This window comes from Shewanella zhangzhouensis (assembly GCF_019457615.1).
Lineage (GTDB): Bacteria > Pseudomonadota > Gammaproteobacteria > Enterobacterales > Shewanellaceae > Shewanella > Shewanella zhangzhouensis.
Window position 1 is genome coordinate 376,276 of the sequence record NZ_CP080414.1, and the last position, 17,045, is coordinate 393,320.

At 53.6% G+C, this 17,045-nt stretch carries 18 protein-coding genes; 9 read left to right on the forward strand and 9 right to left on the reverse strand.

Going from position 1 to position 17,045, the window contains the following annotated elements:
• Nucleotide 1: 1 nt before the first annotated feature.
• From K0H63_RS01670 to K0H63_RS01680, 3 genes are all read right to left on the reverse strand, one after another.
• On the reverse strand, nt 2-724 hold the full coding sequence (locus K0H63_RS01670; RefSeq protein ID WP_258405695.1) for a type IV toxin-antitoxin system AbiEi family antitoxin: 723 nt from the start codon (nt 722-724) through the stop codon (nt 2-4).
• Nucleotides 725-906: 182 nt separating this feature from the next.
• On the reverse strand, nt 907-2,175 hold the full coding sequence (locus tag K0H63_RS01675; RefSeq protein ID WP_220066441.1) for a tyrosine-type recombinase/integrase: 1,269 nt from the start codon (nt 2,173-2,175) through the stop codon (nt 907-909).
• Between the two features lie 186 nt (nt 2,176-2,361).
• On the reverse strand, nt 2,362-3,225 hold the full coding sequence (locus K0H63_RS01680; protein ID WP_220066442.1) for a YicC/YloC family endoribonuclease: 864 nt from the start codon (nt 3,223-3,225) through the stop codon (nt 2,362-2,364).
• Nucleotides 3,226-3,432: 207 nt separating this feature from the next.
• Between K0H63_RS01680 and rph the strand changes: the two genes are divergently transcribed.
• Together rph and pyrE are read left to right on the forward strand one after the other, a co-directional pair.
• A complete protein-coding gene (rph, locus tag K0H63_RS01685; RefSeq protein WP_011758441.1) occupies nt 3,433-4,146 on the forward strand; it encodes a ribonuclease PH in 714 nt (237 codons plus the stop codon).
• A gap of 104 nt (nt 4,147-4,250) precedes the next feature.
• Nucleotides 4,251-4,892 (forward strand): orotate phosphoribosyltransferase, encoded by a 642-nt coding sequence (gene pyrE, locus K0H63_RS01690; protein WP_220066443.1) that lies wholly within the window; start codon nt 4,251-4,253, stop codon nt 4,890-4,892.
• A gap of 67 nt (nt 4,893-4,959) precedes the next feature.
• Here the strand turns inward: pyrE and folE are convergent, their stop codons facing one another.
• From folE to coaBC, 4 genes are all read right to left on the reverse strand, one after another.
• Entirely contained in the window at nt 4,960-5,610 is a 651-nt protein-coding gene (gene folE / locus K0H63_RS01695; RefSeq protein ID WP_220066444.1) for a GTP cyclohydrolase I FolE, read from the reverse strand.
• Between the two features lie 175 nt (nt 5,611-5,785).
• Entirely contained in the window at nt 5,786-6,379 is a 594-nt protein-coding gene (gene slmA, locus K0H63_RS01700) for a nucleoid occlusion factor SlmA (RefSeq protein WP_220066445.1), read from the reverse strand.
• Between the two features lie 28 nt (nt 6,380-6,407).
• The gene (gene dut, locus K0H63_RS01705; protein ID WP_220066446.1) at nt 6,408-6,866 is read right to left on the reverse strand and encodes a dUTP diphosphatase; all 459 of its coding nucleotides are present in this window, start codon (nt 6,864-6,866) and stop codon (nt 6,408-6,410) included.
• On the reverse strand, nt 6,863-8,116 hold the full coding sequence (gene coaBC, locus K0H63_RS01710) for a bifunctional phosphopantothenoylcysteine decarboxylase/phosphopantothenate--cysteine ligase CoaBC (RefSeq protein WP_434086741.1): 1,254 nt from the start codon (nt 8,114-8,116) through the stop codon (nt 6,863-6,865). The genes dut and coaBC overlap by 4 nt, the downstream gene beginning before the upstream one ends.
• Before the next feature lie 83 nt (nt 8,117-8,199).
• On the opposite strand from coaBC, the gene radC reads away from it, so the two are divergent.
• The 5 genes from radC to K0H63_RS01735 all read left to right on the forward strand — a co-directional run bounded on the left by radC (nt 8,200) and on the right by K0H63_RS01735 (nt 11,691).
• On the forward strand, nt 8,200-8,877 hold the full coding sequence (gene radC, locus K0H63_RS01715) for a RadC family protein (RefSeq protein ID WP_220066448.1): 678 nt from the start codon (nt 8,200-8,202) through the stop codon (nt 8,875-8,877).
• Nucleotides 8,878-8,996: 119 nt separating this feature from the next.
• Complete coding sequence (rpmB, locus tag K0H63_RS01720; protein WP_011758449.1) at nt 8,997-9,233, forward strand: 50S ribosomal protein L28; 237 nt, start codon at nt 8,997-8,999, stop codon at nt 9,231-9,233.
• Nucleotides 9,234-9,239: 6 nt separating this feature from the next.
• Complete coding sequence (rpmG, locus tag K0H63_RS01725; protein ID WP_011758450.1) at nt 9,240-9,413, forward strand: 50S ribosomal protein L33; 174 nt, start codon at nt 9,240-9,242, stop codon at nt 9,411-9,413.
• A 280-nt stretch (nt 9,414-9,693) separates the two neighbouring features.
• Nucleotides 9,694-11,016 (forward strand): amino-acid N-acetyltransferase, encoded by a 1,323-nt coding sequence (gene argA / locus K0H63_RS01730; protein WP_220066449.1) that lies wholly within the window; start codon nt 9,694-9,696, stop codon nt 11,014-11,016.
• A gap of 141 nt (nt 11,017-11,157) precedes the next feature.
• Nucleotides 11,158-11,691 (forward strand): hypothetical protein, encoded by a 534-nt coding sequence (locus K0H63_RS01735; protein ID WP_220066450.1) that lies wholly within the window; start codon nt 11,158-11,160, stop codon nt 11,689-11,691.
• Between the two features lie 195 nt (nt 11,692-11,886).
• On the opposite strand, the gene rarD is transcribed toward K0H63_RS01735, so the two are convergent.
• Nucleotides 11,887-12,768 carry an EamA family transporter RarD gene (rarD, locus tag K0H63_RS01740; protein WP_220066451.1) on the reverse strand — a complete coding sequence of 294 codons (882 nt, stop codon included), beginning with the start codon at nt 12,766-12,768 and terminating at the stop codon, nt 11,887-11,889.
• 241 nt (nt 12,769-13,009) lie between these two features.
• On the opposite strand from rarD, the gene recQ reads away from it, so the two are divergent.
• The gene (gene recQ, locus K0H63_RS01745) at nt 13,010-14,833 is read left to right on the forward strand and encodes a DNA helicase RecQ (protein ID WP_220066452.1); all 1,824 of its coding nucleotides are present in this window, start codon (nt 13,010-13,012) and stop codon (nt 14,831-14,833) included.
• Here recQ and K0H63_RS01750 read toward each other — a convergent pair.
• Nucleotides 14,820-16,568: a tetratricopeptide repeat-containing diguanylate cyclase gene (locus tag K0H63_RS01750; RefSeq protein WP_220066453.1), complete on the reverse strand. Its 1,749-nt coding sequence runs from the start codon at nt 16,566-16,568 to the stop codon at nt 14,820-14,822. The two genes, recQ and K0H63_RS01750, sit on opposite strands and share 14 nt — an antisense overlap.
• Before the next feature lie 45 nt (nt 16,569-16,613).
• Here K0H63_RS01750 and K0H63_RS01755 point away from each other — a divergent pair, with 45 nt between their 5' ends.
• The gene (locus K0H63_RS01755) at nt 16,614-16,790 is read left to right on the forward strand and encodes a hypothetical protein (protein ID WP_220066454.1); all 177 of its coding nucleotides are present in this window, start codon (nt 16,614-16,616) and stop codon (nt 16,788-16,790) included.
• The last annotated feature ends 255 nt before the right edge of the window (nt 16,791-17,045 follow it).

A 17,045-nucleotide genomic window follows, 5' to 3' on the forward strand; every position in this document is an offset into this window, starting at 1 on the left:
TTTACATCTCCTTCGGTACAGTGATTTGCCAGGTTGGCTCCAGCCTGCCGCCCTTGGCGATCAGTCGCTTACCGGTTCCCAACTCATAACAATCAGGTTTCAGGTGCTTGAGCCAGGCGTGTTGGTGCCTTCCTGCCAACCAGAGAAAGAGCCGCTTCGCCTTGATGCTGCAACAGGCTTTCAGCAAGGCATCCAACTTGCGTGGTGAGAGGTTGTGAAGTCCCTGCATAAGCTGGTCAGCATGTTCAAAGCTGATGGTCTTGGGCATCGCTGCCAAGAGTTCCAGAATGGCTTTCTCTGGACAGGAATAGCGGAGTGGGGGGAGTGATGCCTGCCAAGTGTCTTGCCGGAGATACTTGTCGTCTTGCATCAGCGTCTCAGGCCACAGGCGGCGCGTACCGTGCCACTCAATCTGCGCTGGGATCTTGATTCTGTCCAGCCACTTGGGGAGCGCAGCATCGGAATAGATCTGAACCCTTGGTTTGCTTCCCTTGGACAGGTAATGACCGAGGCCTTCAAGCTCTAACGCGGTTAAGCCTCCGACATGGATGGGGGCATCGGACATGCGCTGCAAAGAGGCAACGATGCCTTTCCAGGAGAGCCTTGCTTCCTGCCTGGAGTAAACACCTGCTGCAAGAGGGATCAGGGTCTGGTTGCGCACAGCATTGTCCAGAAAGTGCAAGTTGAGCCCTTGTGCCTCCAGCCATGATTTGGTGGCTACCATATCCAAGGGCAGCACCTTCTGCAGCTGCTGTCTGGCTTCAGTATTGAGCATGGCTAGCCTCAGGGTGGTTTGTAAACAATAAAATATACGTCAATTATTGACGTGATTTAGGAATTTATCAAACCAATCTGCTTCTGGAAGTTTGTATATTTGTCATTTCACGCCAATTAATACCGTGAAAATTATGATTTGCAAACCGCATCAAAATCGACAATCTTATTTGTCTCACTGCCATTAACAAAAGGGGCCAGCCACTCACCGAGCTTGGTATGTGCTTCTTTGCGCTCTTCAAAATAGGCATGCCGGTTGTAGATCTCATCGACCCTATTTCCAGCTTGCTGATTCAGGCAACGCTTGGCAAGGCTGTCGTCAACCCCCATCTTACCGAGCATAGTTCTGGCGGTACCGCGCAAATCATGGACCCGGCGCTTATCAAACGAGAAGAAGCCCTGCTCAAACAACTTTTTCAGCGCATGGTTCAGGGTGTTCTCACACACGTGGGGAGTGCGAGCCTGCCTGCTTATCCGCCTGGCCGGGAACACCCAGTCACTGCCACAACTGCGGATCTTTAATTCTTCCAGCCATGACAGTGCCGGTTCACTGAGTGGGATATCGATAGCACGGCGTTTCTTGGTGCGCTCTTTGGGGAGGTGCCACAGCCGATTCGTCAAGTCAAACTCGTGCCATGGAGCGGCCAAAAGCTCCATTTTTCTGGTACAGGTGGCTATCAGCAGGGCACATGCTAAGTAGTTTTCGCGGCTGAACTGTGCCGGGATCGCTCTGAGCTTGGTGAAGAACTCAATCACTTCGGATTCGGTCATTGGGTAGTTAGCGGCTTGTTCCTCCCCGCCGGCATCCCTGGGACGGAACGGACTGGCTGGGTTGAACTGGGTTACGTCCAACTTCATGCCGTGATCAAAGATGCGCTTGAGCATGCGCATAACGTCGTTGGAAATGGTTGGCCTCGGCGGTTTGTCGCCATAGCCGTTTGCGATGTCGCGCAGGATCTCACTGACATCGAGAGGCCTTATCTTCTCCAACTCGACTTTGCCAATGCGCCAGGCAATCTCGCGTTCGTAAAGGCTGCGTTCTTTCTCGTGTGTAGCAATTTCCCGTTGCCGTAGCTGGTAATAGTCGGCATACAGATCATTCAGGGTCTTGAAGGGATTACCGTTGACCTTTTGTCTTTCCTGAACCGGATCGGCTCCCTCTCGCTTGATCGCCAACCTCAGCTTGGCCGCTTCATCCCGGGCATCGGCGAGTGACCAGTCAACTACCTTGCCTATGGTGTATTCACGCCGGAGTTTTGTGGCCGCGGTGGTATAGCGCAACATCCAGTAGGCATCGCCGCGCTTGGGGGTCATCAGATATAGTCCATCACCATCGGCATGCCGGACTGAAGGTTTTTCCTTGATCAGTTTCTTGACGGTTTTATCATGCAACTTGCCCACTTTTCAGCCTCAAAAAAATTGGGGAGTACAGTCTCACTCTGCAAACTATAGCGAGAAAATACTCCCCAATCTACTACCCATAACTACCCAAACAAGACAGGATAGCTTTGGATTTTATGACCTTCAAATCTACATAATAATTTGATTTTGAATCGTTTTATGTCAGTTGTTGACTTCCAACAAACATCATTCAATATTCTGGATCTGCTCTCGCATCTGCTCGATAAGTACTTTCAGCTCCACTGCGGCTGCGGTGATTTCTGTGCTGATGGACTTGGAGGCGAGGGTGTTCGACTCGCGGTTGAACTCCTGCATCATAAAGTCGAGGCGGCGTCCTTCGCTGCCACCCTTCTTGAGAATGCGGCGAGCCTCGGTGATGTGCGCCTCGAGGCGGTCCATCTCTTCGGCTACGTCGAGTTTTTGTGCCAGCAGCACCATTTCCTGCTCGATACGGGTGCTGTCGAGCTCCCCCTGAATCTCAGCAAGGCGGGACGTGAGCTTTTCACGTTGCCATTCAATCACCTTTGGCATGTGCTCGCGCACAATGGCGATTTGACCTTCTACGGCGCTGAGACGGCTTTCCAGCATCTCCTTGATGGCGTTGCCTTCGCGGCCTCGCGCTTCCACAAACTGATCCAGTGCCTTATCGAAGGCGCCCAGCAGCTCGGCGCTGATGGCGTCCATGTCCTGCTCAGCGGTGGCAATGACTCCCGGCCAGCGCAAAATGTCGGTCAGGGCGATGTCGCCTTGTCCTGCTTCGGCCTTGAGCCAATTGGCCGCGCCCAAGAGCTGACGGGCGAGGTCCTGGTTGATGTTCAGTTCGGCGCCTGTGTCGCTGGCAACGTCATAGCGCAGATTGACTTCGACCTTTCCTCGGCTGAGGCGCTTTCTCAAGCGCTCACGCAGGGCTGGCTCGAGGCTGCGCAGCTGCTCTGGCAGGCGCAGGTAGGTTTCCAGATAGCGCTGATTCACTGAGCGGATTTCAAAAGAGGCATTGCCCCAGGCGGCTTTATGCTCGATACGGGCATAGGCGGTCATGCTGTGGATCATAGGGATTCCGGCTGATTTTCGGCTAAGTCTGGACGTCATTATAACCACAAGCCAGGCCAGCGTCATGGCCCTGAACGTGAGCAAAATCTGCTAATGACCGTTTACAACCCACGGAGTGTATTCAAAATCCACCGTGGCAACTCGCTCTGCATAGCCCTATAATAGGCAGCCAAATTATTGCGAAGTTCATACGTCACAGGAATCGCCATGCGTCCAGGTAATCGTACCCCGGCTCAGACCCGCCCCATCAGCATCACCCGTAACTTTACTGCCCACGCCGAAGGCTCTGTGTTGGTGGAGTTTGGCGAAACCAAGGTGCTGTGTACCGCCAGTTTCACCGAGGGTGTACCACGCTTCCTTAAGGGCAGTGGTCAGGGTTGGTTGACTGCCGAATACGGCATGCTGCCACGTTCTACCCACAGCCGTATGGACCGCGAAGCCGCCCGTGGCAAGCAGTCTGGCCGTACCCAGGAAATCCAGCGTCTGATTGGCCGTGCACTGCGCGCCGCCGTGGATCTGAAGCAGTTGGGCGAAAACACCATAGTGGTGGACTGTGACGTTATTCAGGCCGATGGTGGCACCCGCACTGCGGCTATCACTGGTGCCTGTGTGGCGCTGGTGGATGCGCTGAACTGGGCCCGCGGCAAGGGGCTGGTGAAAGCCAATCCGCTGAAGTTTTTGATTGCCGCCGTGAGCGTGGGTATTCACAACGGCGAAGCCATCTGTGACCTCGAGTATGTGGAAGACAGCGCCGCCGAGACCGATATGAACGTGGTGATGACTGAAACCGGCAAGATTATCGAAGTTCAGGGCACCGCGGAGGGTGAGCCCTTCACCCACGAAGAGTTGCTGACCATGCTGGAGCTGGCCAAGCACGGTATCCGTGAGATCATCGATACCCAGAAAGCGGCTCTGAACTGATTGCAGAATTGATTTTTTAAAGGCTCCGAGAGGGGCCTTTTTGCCACCCTACACCTTGTAAAATTGGCGGCTTGGGCTGCCAGACACATGATAGAGGAAAGACAGTGAAAGCCTATCAGCGCGAGTTTATTGAGTTTGCTCTCGAGCGTAATGTACTGAGATTCGGTGAGTTTACTCTCAAGTCCGGTCGTAAGAGCCCTTACTTCTTCAACGCCGGTTTGTTCAATACCGGTCGCGATCTGGCCCGTCTGGGCCGTTTTTATGCCGCCGCGCTGGTGGATGCGGGTATCGATTACGATTTGCTGTTTGGCCCGGCTTATAAGGGTATTCCCATTGCCACGACTACGGCGGTCGCACTGGCAGAACACCACGATATCGACATGCCTTATTGCTTTAACCGTAAAGAGAAAAAAGACCACGGCGAAGGCGGCAACCTGGTGGGCAGCGAGCTTAAAGGTAAGGTGATGCTGGTGGATGACGTGATCACCGCAGGTACTGCCATTCGTGAATCGATGGAAATCATTCAGGCCAATGGTGCCGAACTGGCCGGGGTGTTGATTGCACTGGACCGTCAGGAAAAGGGCAAGGGCGAACTCTCTGCCATTCAGGAAGTGGAGCGTGACTTTGGCTGCGGCATCGTGGCCATCATCAAGCTGGAAGACCTGATTGCCTTCCTCGCCGAGAAGCCAGGCATGGAAGAGGTGCTGAGCTCGGTGCGTGCTTACCGCGAGCAATACGGCATCTGAGCCGTTATCTTCAGGTAATAAAAACGCCGCTGATTGCGGCGTTTTTTATTGGAAACACGATAAGGTTTTAGCGGGGCTGATGTAAAAATTCCGCCCGGGTGGCCGGGTTGGACTTAAAGATACCGCCCAGCGCTGTGGTGGTGGTGGAGCTGGTGGCATCCATCACACCGCGGGATTTTACGCAGTAATGTACGGCGTCGATTTTCACGGCCACGTCTTTGGTTTCCAGCAGTGCCTGCAAGGCCACCAGAATTTGCTGGGTCAGGCGTTCCTGTACCTGTGGACGCTGGGCAAAGAAGCGCACAATACGATTGATTTTGGACAGACCGATGATTTTCTTGCGTGGCAGATAGGCCACGGTGGCGGTGCCATCTATGGTGACCAAATGATGCTCACAGGTACTGGTCAGGCTGATGTCCTGTACCCGCACCATTTCATCCACGCCCATCTTGTTGTCGATGACAGTGATTTTGGGGAAGTTTTCGTAGTCGAGGCCCGAAAAGATTTCATCCACATACATTTTGGCGATGCGACGTGGGGTATCGGCGAGGCTGTCGTCGGTTAAATCCAGTGACATCAGGCCAAGAATTGCCCGCATGTGCTCTTCGATTCGCTCTTTGCGCTCCTCTCTGGTGAGTCCGCAAGGAACCATGGGTGTTTCCAGTCCCCGCTCCAAAAGCGCGGCCTGAACCTTTTGTGCTGCTTCACTGAGTGCCATTTTTACCTCCAACCACATCTTCGGCCTTGGCCGCTGCGGCAAAATACCAGAGCAATTACCTGGGTCTTTGCGCGAGTGCGGGAGAATACCGTTATTTGATGCAAATTCATACTGAAATTGTAGGTGTTCGCTGCACCCACCACCGGATGGAACCTGTGTGGCGGGCCAGGGTGGGTTAGCTTTGTAACAGTTGCTTTTGAATAAAGCCCCACTGCTCATCGAAGTGCTCGGTGGGCTTTTGTTTGAATTCGCTGCGAATGTACTGGGCGATTCTGCCTTCTGCCACGGCGAGCAGCAGGTTGGCCAGCATGGCTTCGTCGAGCTCAAAGCCCTTGCCTTCGCGGAGGGTTTTCTCCCGCAATATCTGTTTGAGGTGGGTTTCAATCTTGGCAAACAGGGCTCCGACACGGCTGCGCAAACGCTCGTTTTCGCCAAGCAGGGCATCACCGTTCAGTACCCGGGAAATGCCGGGGTTACGTTCGGCAAACAGCAGCAACAGCTGCAGGACCAGTTGGCAGCGTCGCATGGTGTCTTTCTCGTCATCCATGATGAGATTGATGCGCGACAGCAATGAGTCTTCGATAAATTCGATCAGGCCCTCGAACATGCGGGCCTTACTGGGGAAATGGCGATACAGCGCCGCCTCTGAAACTCCGACTTCGGCGGCCAGTTTGGCGGTGGTAATACGTTGTCCCGGATTGGTTTCCAGCATCTGCGCGAGACACTGGAGAATATGTTCGCGGCGGCTGATTTTTTCTTTGGCGGCCATTGAGATTCCTTCACACAAAATGCAAACGTTAGCGGGTGCCTGAATGGCCAAAACCACCTTCGCCGCGCATTGAGGTGTCGAACTCGTCCACCAGTTTAAATTCAGCCTGTACCACAGGAACAAACACCAGCTGTGCCAGGCGGTCGCCGATTTGCAGGGTGTAGGGCTCTTTGCCACGGTTCCAGCAGGACACCATCAACGGACCCTGATAGTCAGAGTCAATCAGCCCAACCAGGTTGCCCAGCACTATGCCATGTTTATGGCCCATACCGGAGCGGGGCAGGATCACGGCCGCCAGGCTGGGGTCGCCCACATGCACGGCGATACCGGTAGGTATGAGCACGGTTTCGCCGGGGGCTATAGTCAGCTCGGTATCCAGCATGGCTCTGAGGTCCATGCCGGCACTGCCGGGGGTGGCATAGGCCGGCAGTGGGAATTCCGAGCCTATGCGGGAGTCGAGAATTTTCAGTTCGATCGGTGTTTTCATTTTTTGGTTATTTTTGTCGATATCAGCGAAAGCAGTTGGTATGCCAGCGACAGCTTATCGGTTGCTGGCAAATCCTGGTTGCCCTGGGGCCAGAAGACGCGCAGAGCATTGGTATCCGAATTAAACCCCTGACCCGGCACAGACACATCGTTGGCCGCGATCATATCGAGATTTTTGCGTTTGAGCTTATCTCGGGCGTAGGTTTCTACGTCGTGGGTTTCGGCGGCAAATCCCACCGTAAAGGGTCGCGCCTCCAGGGCGGCAACCGTGGCTAAGATATCAGGATTGCGCACCAGCGCAAGCTGCATGGTTTCGCTGCTCTTTTTAATTTTACCGGCAGCAACATCGGCAACCCGATAGTCGGCGACAGCGGCGCAACCAATAAAGATATCTTGCTGGTCAATATGTTGCATTACAGCAGCCAACATTTGTTCGGCCGAGTCCACATCGATGCGGCTTACGCCTTTGGGTGTGGAAAGTGTCACAGGACCTGACACCAGAGTCACTTCTGCGCCCATGGCTACAGCGGCCTCGGCCAGGGCAAAGCCCATTTTGCCTGAGCTGTGGTTGGAGATATAACGCACAGGATCTATGGCTTCGCGGGTGGGACCGGCGGTCAGCATCAGCCTGACGCCGTGAAGGGCGCTGCTTGCCTGGGCCTTTTGAGCAAAAAACTGTTCTGCCAGAGTGCGGATTTCCAGCGGCTCCAGCATACGGCCTGCACCGACTTCACCGCAGGCCTGACTGCCGCTGCCGGGGCCCCAAATCTGCATGCCACGTTGCTGTAGCGTGTTTAAATTGGCCTGGGTCGCCGGGTTGGCGTACATCTGCTGGTTCATTGCCGGGCAAATGGCGATGGGCGCCGAGGTGGCAAGGCAGGTGGTGGTGATCAGCTCATCCGCCATGCCTATGCTCATGCGGGCAATCAGGTTGGCGGTGGCTGGGGCCAGAATAATCAGCTCTGCCCAGCGGGCCAGTTCAATGTGACCCATGGCGGCTTCGGCGGCGGGGTCGAGCAAATCCATGCTGACCGGATAGCCGCTGAGGGCTTGCAGTGTCAGCGGCGTGATAAATTCGCAGGCGCTCTGGCTCATCACCACGCGCACATCGGCGCCTTGTTCTTTCAAACGGCGCACCAAATCAGCGCTCTTGTAGGCAGCAATGCCGCCACCAATCCCCAGCAGGATTTTTCTATTATTCAGGCTCACACGCAGATCCCGACTAAAATTAACTGGCGCTAACCATACCATAGACGCCGCCTCAAGAGTGAGCGGCCAAAGTCAAAAACTTAGCATGCAAGTGGTTCCCAAAGACGGGACGCGGGAGGCAAGGGATGGCAATTCGGGACTGGCCTGAGGGAGAGGGGCCCCGTGAAAAATTATTGCAGCGGGGCGCAGCTCAATTATCGGATGCAGAATTACTGGCTGTGCTGCTGCGAAACGGGGTTTGTGGCCAAAATGCAGTGGACCTGGCAAGGCAACTTATCGGTGAATTTGGTGGATTACGACCTTTATTCAGTGCAACTAAGCAGCAGGTGTGTCGACTCCAGGGCCTGGGTCCGGTAAAATACGCCCAGCTTCAGGCTTCTGCTGAGCTTGCCAGGCGACTGGCGGGTGAATCTTTGCAGCGGGGTGCCGTGCTGACAAGTCCGGATTTGACCCGGGATTACCTGAGATTTCAGTTGGCGGACAGGGCCTATGAGGTATTTGCCGTCTTGCTGCTCGACAGCCAACACAGGGTCATCCAGTTTGTCGAATTGTTTCGAGGCACCATAGATGCAGCGTCGGTATATCCCCGAGAGCTGGTGTCGCTGGTGTTGGAAAAGCGGGCGGCAGCGGTCATTGTCTGCCATAACCATCCGTCTGGGGTAGCTGAACCCAGCCAAGCCGACAGACGGATCACTGAAAGATTGAAAAATGCCTTGGCAACCATAGATGTATCCTTACTGGATCACATGGTTGTAGGGGACCGGGAGATAGTCTCCTTTGCCGAGCGAGGGTGGATTGGATGATCTTTACTTGATCTCCCATGGCCTTTCGTGTATAAAATGCGCCCTCTTTGTGCCTCGGGCGACGGCCATACGAGGTACATTAATGCTCGAGCGTTAAAAACTGTTTGGAGAAGATTGACATGTCAAGAGTATGCCAAGTTACTGGCAAGCGACCAATGGTTGGTAACAACCGTTCGCACGCAAAGAACGCGACCCGTCGTCGCTTTTTACCTAACCTGCAGAACCACCGTTTCTGGTTGGAAACTGAAAAGCGCTTCGTACAGCTGCGTGTTTCCACTAAAGGTATGCGTATTATCGATAAGAAAGGTATCGAAGTAGTTGTTGCTGAACTTCGTGCCCGTGGCGAGAAGGTGTAATAGAAAATGGCTAAAGCTAAAGGCAATCGCGAAAAGATCAAGCTGGTTTCAAGCGCTAAAACTGGTCACTTCTACACCACTGACAAGAACAAGCGTAACATGCCAGAAAAGATGGAGATCAAGAAGTTTGATCCTGTGATCCGTCAGCACGTTATCTACAAAGAAGCCAAAATCAAGTAATTTACTTGGTCAAGCTTTTGAAAACCCCGGCCTTTGTGCCGGGGTTTTTTATTGCCCGGATTTCAGGTGAATCCGCGATTTGTGTGCTTTAATGTACTGATGTGCATTTAGATGAACACTTTGGCATTGTTATGCGGTTGCCGTACCGTTTCATTAATATGAAACATGGGTTTGGTAAAAACAAATGCTTTAAATGTGAATTTAAATTCAATAAAATTGCGCAAGAATTCAACTTGGCGCAGTGTGTGCTGCGTCGGTGACTGTGAGGACAAAACAGCCCGTGCGAACTACCGAATTGGTTGACGGTTTTCGTCATTCCGCCCCTTATGTAAACGCTCACCGCGGCAAGACGTTTGTAGTCATGCTGGGCGGCGAAGCCATGGTACAACCCCAATTTCGCGCCATCATCAACGATGTGGCCTTGCTGCACAGTTTGGGGATCCGTATCGTGCTGGTTTACGGTGCCAGACCGCAGATTGATGCGGCGCTTGAGCTGCATGGTATTGCACCTGCCTACCACAACGGGGTACGTATCACCGATGAAGATACCCTGAAGGTGATTAAGCAGGTCGCCGGTGCGCTCCAATTCGACATTACAGCACGGCTTTCCATGAGTCTGTCCAATACCCCCATGCAGGGCACGCAGCTGAACGTTGTCAGCGGCAACTTTGTGATTGCCCAGCCGCTGGGCGTGGAAGATGGGGTGGATTTTTGCCTGTCTGGCCGGGTGCGTCGTATCGATGTGAGTGGGCTTAAGCATCAACTCGACAGCCGGGGTATTGTACTGATGGGGCCGATTGCCGCCTCGGTTACCGGTGAGAGTTTCAACCTGACGGCCGAGGAAGTGGCCACCCAGGTTGCGGTAAAGCTCAAAGCGGACAAGATGATAGGGTTCAGCTCGCAAAACGGTATTCTGGGTCGTGACGGCGATGTAATTGCCGAGCTGATGCCAAACGATGCCCAGAAAATTTTCTCAAAGATGCAGGAAGGCGGTCAGGCCTGTGTGGGAACCCTGGCATTTTTGAAGGCGAGCATCGATGCCTGCCGTAATGGGGTGCCACGTTGCCACCTGGTGAGCTATCTCGAAGATGGCGCCTTGTTGCAAGAGCTGTTCTCCCGCGACGGTATTGGTACTCAAATCGTAACCGAAAGCGCCGAGCGACTGCGCCGCGCCTCAATTGCCGACATTGGTGGCATTCTTAACCTGATCCGCCCCATGGAAGAGCAGGGCATTCTGGTGCGCCGTTCCCGCGAACAGCTTGAGATGGAAATCGAGCAGTTTATGGTCATTGAACGGGATGGTCTGGTGATAGGCTGCGCCGCGCTGTATCCCTTTGAAGAAGACAATGCCGGTGAGTTTGCCTGCCTTGTTGTACATCCGGATTACCGCGATGCCGACCGGGGTAGTTTGCTTTTGAAAAACATCATAGGCCAGGCAAGAGTGAGGGGCTACGCACGCCTGTTTGCACTGACTACCCGCAGTATTCACTGGTTTCTGGAGCACGGCTTTGAGTTGGTTGAAGTCGAAGCCTTACCGACCAAGAAAAAGCAGCTCTACAACTACCAGCGCCGCTCAAAAATTCTCGCATTGGATCTGCAATAATCCATCCTGCCGAAACAACCAGCCACATGGCTGGTTGTTTGTTTATGGCTGCTGCTATTTTGTCATTTTATGTCTAATGTTCTTGACATATTATGTCTTTCGCGCAACCTTGGGCGAACTGATGAGAGTTGGGGCAGATTGATGACAACACAAAGTTTTTTACTCACGCCACTTGCCGGCAGCGCACTCTGGGGGGCGGTAGGCTTGCTGATGGGTGTGATATTGATAGGCATTTTTGCTCGGCGTAAACCCATGACCAAAACAGCCAGCGCCGTTGCCACGGGCATTATTCTTGCTGTGGTGGGCCTGTTGGGGTGGATTTTCATTGGTGCCTTATCACCCGAGGCCCGCCTCGAGCAGGATAGGTTGGTGCTGGACTTGCCCGCTTACAGCCGTACCATTCCTGTATCGTCTTTACAGCTTGATGACGCTCGCCTGGTGGCAACATCAGCCGCAGATGCGCCCAAACTTGGGTTTCGCACCAATGGTGTGGGAATGCCGGGATACAATCTGGGGTGGTTTCGCCTTAAGGGGGATGATGCCAAGGCGCTGGTGTCTGTGACAGGTGACGATCCCTTACTGGTTATCCCGGTGGATGAGGGGTATACCCTTGTGCTCAGCACACCAGACGGAGAGGCCTTGTTGGCCGCCCTGCATAGCGAAAAAGAACGCTGAGAATAAATACACTGAGGGAATGCTGAGAAGAAGCGCTGGCCAAATGGATCAGCAGTCTGGACTCACCAAAACGGTATCAATCCTTCCAAGGGAAAGAGAGAGTCTTGAGACTAAAAAGCCCGGGCGTGTGATACCCGGGCTTCTTTCTTATACAGGCTGATCTGTCTTACGACGCAGCTGTCAGGGGCGCTGGTATCAACCGCGGCGCCTAAGCATATCCAGCGTAAATACCGCCAGTGCTGTCCAGATAAAACCGAAGGTGACGCTCTTTTCCACGCCAAAGGGCTCGCCATAGAGGCTGACCGCGAGTATGAACATAATGCTGGGGCCGATATATTGAAAAAATCCCAGCATGGATAAGGGAATACGCACCGCAGCCCCTGCAAAGCAGAGCAGCGGCGCTGTAGTTACAATTCCGGCGGCGACGAGCAGCAGATTGAGCTGCCAGTTATTGCTGAGCATGCTGTGCTCTGCACTGCCAAGCGTCAACAACAAATAACCCAGGGCAACGGGCATCAAGATGGCGGTTTCTACCAAAAGTCCGGTTTTCGCGTCCACCTTGACCTTTTTTCGCAGCAGCCCATAAATGCCAAAAGAGCCTGCCAGCGCCAGCGATACCACGGGAATAGAACCGAACGATATCACCTGCACCGCCACGCCAACGGTGGCGAGAAACACGGCAAACCACTGTAATGGCCTGAGTCTCTCTCCCAGAAACACCATCCCCAAGAGGACATTGAGCAGCGGATTAATGTAATAACCCAGGCTGGCATCCAGCATATGGTCGTTATTGACCGCCCAGATGAAGAGCAGCCAATTACCTGCAATCAAAATCGATGTAACCAGCAACACCAACAGCTGTTTGGGGGCCTTCAGCAGTTGGCGCAGCTTGCCAAAGCCGCCGATGAATACCATCAGCAACGCGGTAAACACAAACGACCAGATAACCCGGTGAAGCAGGATGTCGGTGGCAGAAATCTGCTCCAATAGTTTGAAATATAAAGGTGCGAAGCCCCACATGGTGTACGCGCCAATGGCGAGTAATATGCCCTTGCGGTATTCGTGGTCGGTGTTCATTCAGGCGTTCTCTGGCTGGTTGGCAACTGCCGGGCTGCGAATTGTACGTGGCTGGCATTGTTGTCTCAAGCGATACACATAATCCCATACGGTATCGTCTGGCAAGCTGTAACCACAGTTTGGCAAGCTTTCGTGGCATTGTGTTGGGTGGGCTACTCTGCTGCCCTTTAGGACGATTGCGACAAGACACAGGCCGCTACCTTGGTTAGAATGACCGCCTTGTTTACCTTCCGGCAGTTTCATGGAACAACCAGCATCAGAACACACCCAGGATCCCCTGAGCCATTGCCTGCAACAGGTATTTGGTTATCGGGATTTCAGGCCCGGCCAGCGGGAGGTGATGACGCGGGTGTGTCAGGGTGAAGATTGCCTGGTGATCATGCCCACCGGTGGCGGTAAAAGCCTTTGTTATCAGGTCCCTGCATTGGTGTTGCCCGGTGTCACACTGGTGGTATCGCCGCTCATTTCACTCATGAAAGATCAGGTCGACAGCCTTATTCAGTCCGGTGTTGCTGCTGCGTATCTCAATTCCTCCCAGCCCCGGGAGCAGGCTATAGAGGTGCTGCGCCAACTCAGGTTCGGTGAACTTAAGCTGCTGTATGTGTCGCCCGAGCGTTTGTTGCAGGGGGATTTTTTAAGCCGGCTTGATGAGCTGCATATCAGCATGTTTGCGGTGGATGAAGCCCACTGCATCAGCGAATGGGGCCACGATTTCAGGCCAGAATATGCGGCACTGGGCCAGCTGAAACAGCGCTTCCCCCATGTGCCTGTGATGGCGCTCACCGCCACCGCAGATGAAGCAACCCGCGGCAGTATCTGCGAACGTCTTGGCATACAGCCATTCCAGCATCTTGCCAGTTTCGACAGGCCCAATATTCGTTACACAGTGGCCGAAAAGCTCAATGCAGCCAACCAATTGCGGCAATTTATTCAGTCGCAAAAGGGTGCCAACGGTATTGTGTATTGCAGCAGTCGTCGCCGGGTGGACGAGGTCGCCGAGCGGCTCAGACAACAGGGATTTTATGCTGAGGGTTATCATGCGGGCATGACTCAGGATGAACGGGCGAGCGTACAGGACAGGTTTCTGAAAGACCAAATCGATGTGGTGGTGGCCACAGTTGCCTTTGGTATGGGCATCAACAAGTCCAACGTGCGCTTTGTGGTGCATTACGATATTCCCAAGAGCATTGAGTCATACTATCAGGAAACCGGCAGAGCCGGTCGGGATGGCCTGGATGCCGAGGCTTTGCTGTTGTTTGACCCCGCCGATATAGGCCGGGTGCGGCATCTGATTGAACAGCAGGAGCCAGGGCCTCAGCAACAGGTGGAGTTTCATAAACTGTATTCCATGGCGGCCTTTGCCGAGGCGCAAACCTGCCGCCGTCAGGTATTGCTGCACTACTTTGGTGAAGCAGCCAACGAACCCTGCGGTAACTGCGACATCTGCATCGACCCACCCAAACGCTATAACGGCACCGAAGATGCGCAAAAGGTGCTTTCGTGTATTTATCGGCTAAATCAACGTTTTGGGGTGAATCATCTCATTGAAGTCTTGCGGGGTTCCAAAGCCGCTTCCGTGGTAGACAGGGGGCACGACAAGCTTTCGACCTGGGGTATTGGTAAAGAGAAGAGCACCGAGTATTGGCTCAGTGTCACCCGTCAGCTTATTCACCTCGGACTCGCCAGCCAGGATATTACCCGTGGCTCGTCGGTGCGCCTGAACAGCGCTGCCAGACCGGTGCTGAAAGGTGAGGTGGCGCTGATGCTTGCCGAGCCTCGTCTTACCCTCAGTGATGTGCCGCGTAAGCGCACATCGAGTCGAACGCCGCAAAATTACGATCGTAAGTTGTTTGCCAGATTGAAGAATTTGAGGCGCACCATAGCCGAAGAGCAGGATGTGCCGCCCTATCTGGTGTTCAACGACGCTACCCTCGCCGAAATGGCGTGGATGCTGCCCAAATCCGAGGCTGAGATGTTGGCCGTCAACGGCGTGGGTGAGCGCAAACTGGCACGGTTTGGCGGTGAGTTCCTCGACGAGATAGCCGCTTACATCAGTGGGGATTAGTCGTCAGTGCACTGCGGGTCATGCCCCGGGTGGTGGCACGTTTCAGCAGGGTTTCTGAGGTATCAAATTGGTGCATGCTGGCCTGGCCAAGAAGAATTTTACTGTCTTGCCATGGCGCCAGCGCCGGACTGAGCTGCTGAACAACCAAATCGGCACCCTGATTACTGGTGTAGGGTAACAGGATTAATATTTCGTTGTCATTCAGCAGGTAGAGGCTGTCTGTTTCCCTGAGTCTGAGCTTCATTGCCGCCGTCAGGGTTTTTATTTCCTGAATATCCAGCGTTTTTACCCCCAGCAACAAAACCGACAATGAATGACCGCCGCGTTTGGCGTGCTGCATTGCCTGCTCCAGCCATTGAATGGGAGATTGGGGCACATTGTTCTCAGCGGGGCGACTTCGGCTGCTGAACTGTCTCATCATTTGCCACAGCACCAACGCCAGCAGCAAGGAAATCATTACCAGCATCAGGCTGTAAACCCAGCTTAAATTACTCTGCCCCGGAAAGGAGGACAAAGGATTGAGCTCCACTTCGGCCGTTATGCTGCGCTGCCCCAGGCGGGTATTGAGTTGCTGAGTACGGGTTTGATTCATGAGACGGTGGGCTTGGATTGTTGCCTGAAGGCTTTTGTCCAGTGAATGGAACGCTTTATCGAATTGACCCTCAGACTCGTGGAATCTCGCAAGCTGCAGCTGGTATTTGGCCTGCTCAGGATAAAGCTGCAGTTGCTGCGCGGTAGCGATCGCCTGTGACATCAATCTTAAGGCTTCAGGGGGGTTATTCTTGGCAAACTCCACCTGCGCCAGCAATCCCTGTGCTCTCATGGCATAGCGCTGATTTTGTTGCTGAGTAAAGGTATTTAACGCGATATTCAGCAGGTCTTCAGCGATGTCAGGGCGACCTCTGGTCAGCTCAATGGCCGCTGTGCGACTGTAGCCAAGCGCCAACTCCAGTGGACTGCTCAGTTCCGGCAGTAATTGTCTGGCCTGAGCCAGGTAATCTGCACCATCCCCTTCCTTGCCCGCTGCAATGGCAATCTCGGCGGTATTGAGCAGTAATTCCAAACGAACTTTTCCCTTACTGTCTATGTGCTCGAGCCCAAGTTGGTTGTAATGGCGGGCTTGATCCAGGTCGCCTGTGGCGAGCATCAGTTGCCCCATGGCCCCATAGATCAACGGCTTGGGCGGCCATATCCAGTTTTGTTGCTGGTTTTGTATGCCTTCATACGCATCCAGCGCTACGCGCAGGTCTTCAATTGCGGAGGTGTAGTTTTGTGCTTCAGTATCCAGCTTTCCCCTTAACCTCAGCGCCTGTATCAACGCCTGGGGTTGTTGGTAGCGCTTGGCAAGGGTGACGGCGGTGTCCAGTTGTGGCAGTGCTACCTGCACATTGTTGTAACGGCTATAGGCATCGGCCAGACAAGCAATAAAGTAAGGTCTTGCATATTCAACCCCTTGCCGCTTGGCGGTAGCTTCGCCCATTTGAGCCAGATTGATGGCGGCCTCGTTATCTCCCTGCTGCAGCAGCAGTTCACACTTAAGCAGTTTGAGTCGCAGGCTGTTTAGCTCTGTGGCTGGAGTGCGTCTGAATTCCTCTTCCAGCAGCGCGATTTGGGACTTGGCTTCGGCCGGATACTGAAAAACCAGCGTCCCGATTTCATCCATTGGCTCCCGGGCGAGCACCAGCAGTGGCAAAAGCCACAGCAGCAGGCCGCAAATCCGGTGATGAAATCCCATAGTTCTCCAATAGCCAGCGACTTTTAAAGGGGGGACAGTATAGCAATGTCGCAGTCAATTTTGCATAAAGCTGACGAGACCTGCCTGCGGCAGGTATTCACTGTTATATCCTACATCGCTGATGTTGTGGATAATTTTTTAGGCACAGCTGAGTTCAAAAAGCCTATAAAACCGAAAGTAAGCCAGACTGAATTGACAGATGATGAAAAATTTGGGGGTTGACACTATTAAGAGGGCAAGTTACATATTAGGCACTCGCTTGGTTTTTACTCAGCATAAATATCTTATTTTTATGAATAGAATTGTTGCACTAATCAACCTCCTTCTTCTTACTCTCGCAATCCCTGCGCGGAGGAATTAGTGTCGCACGCTCGCTAGCCAAGCAAAGCCTTCACAAAACCCCGCGCCAACCACGCGGGGTTTTTTGTTTTCAAACACATGAGTTGTACAACGAGAACCGAATCGGTTCCATGGAGA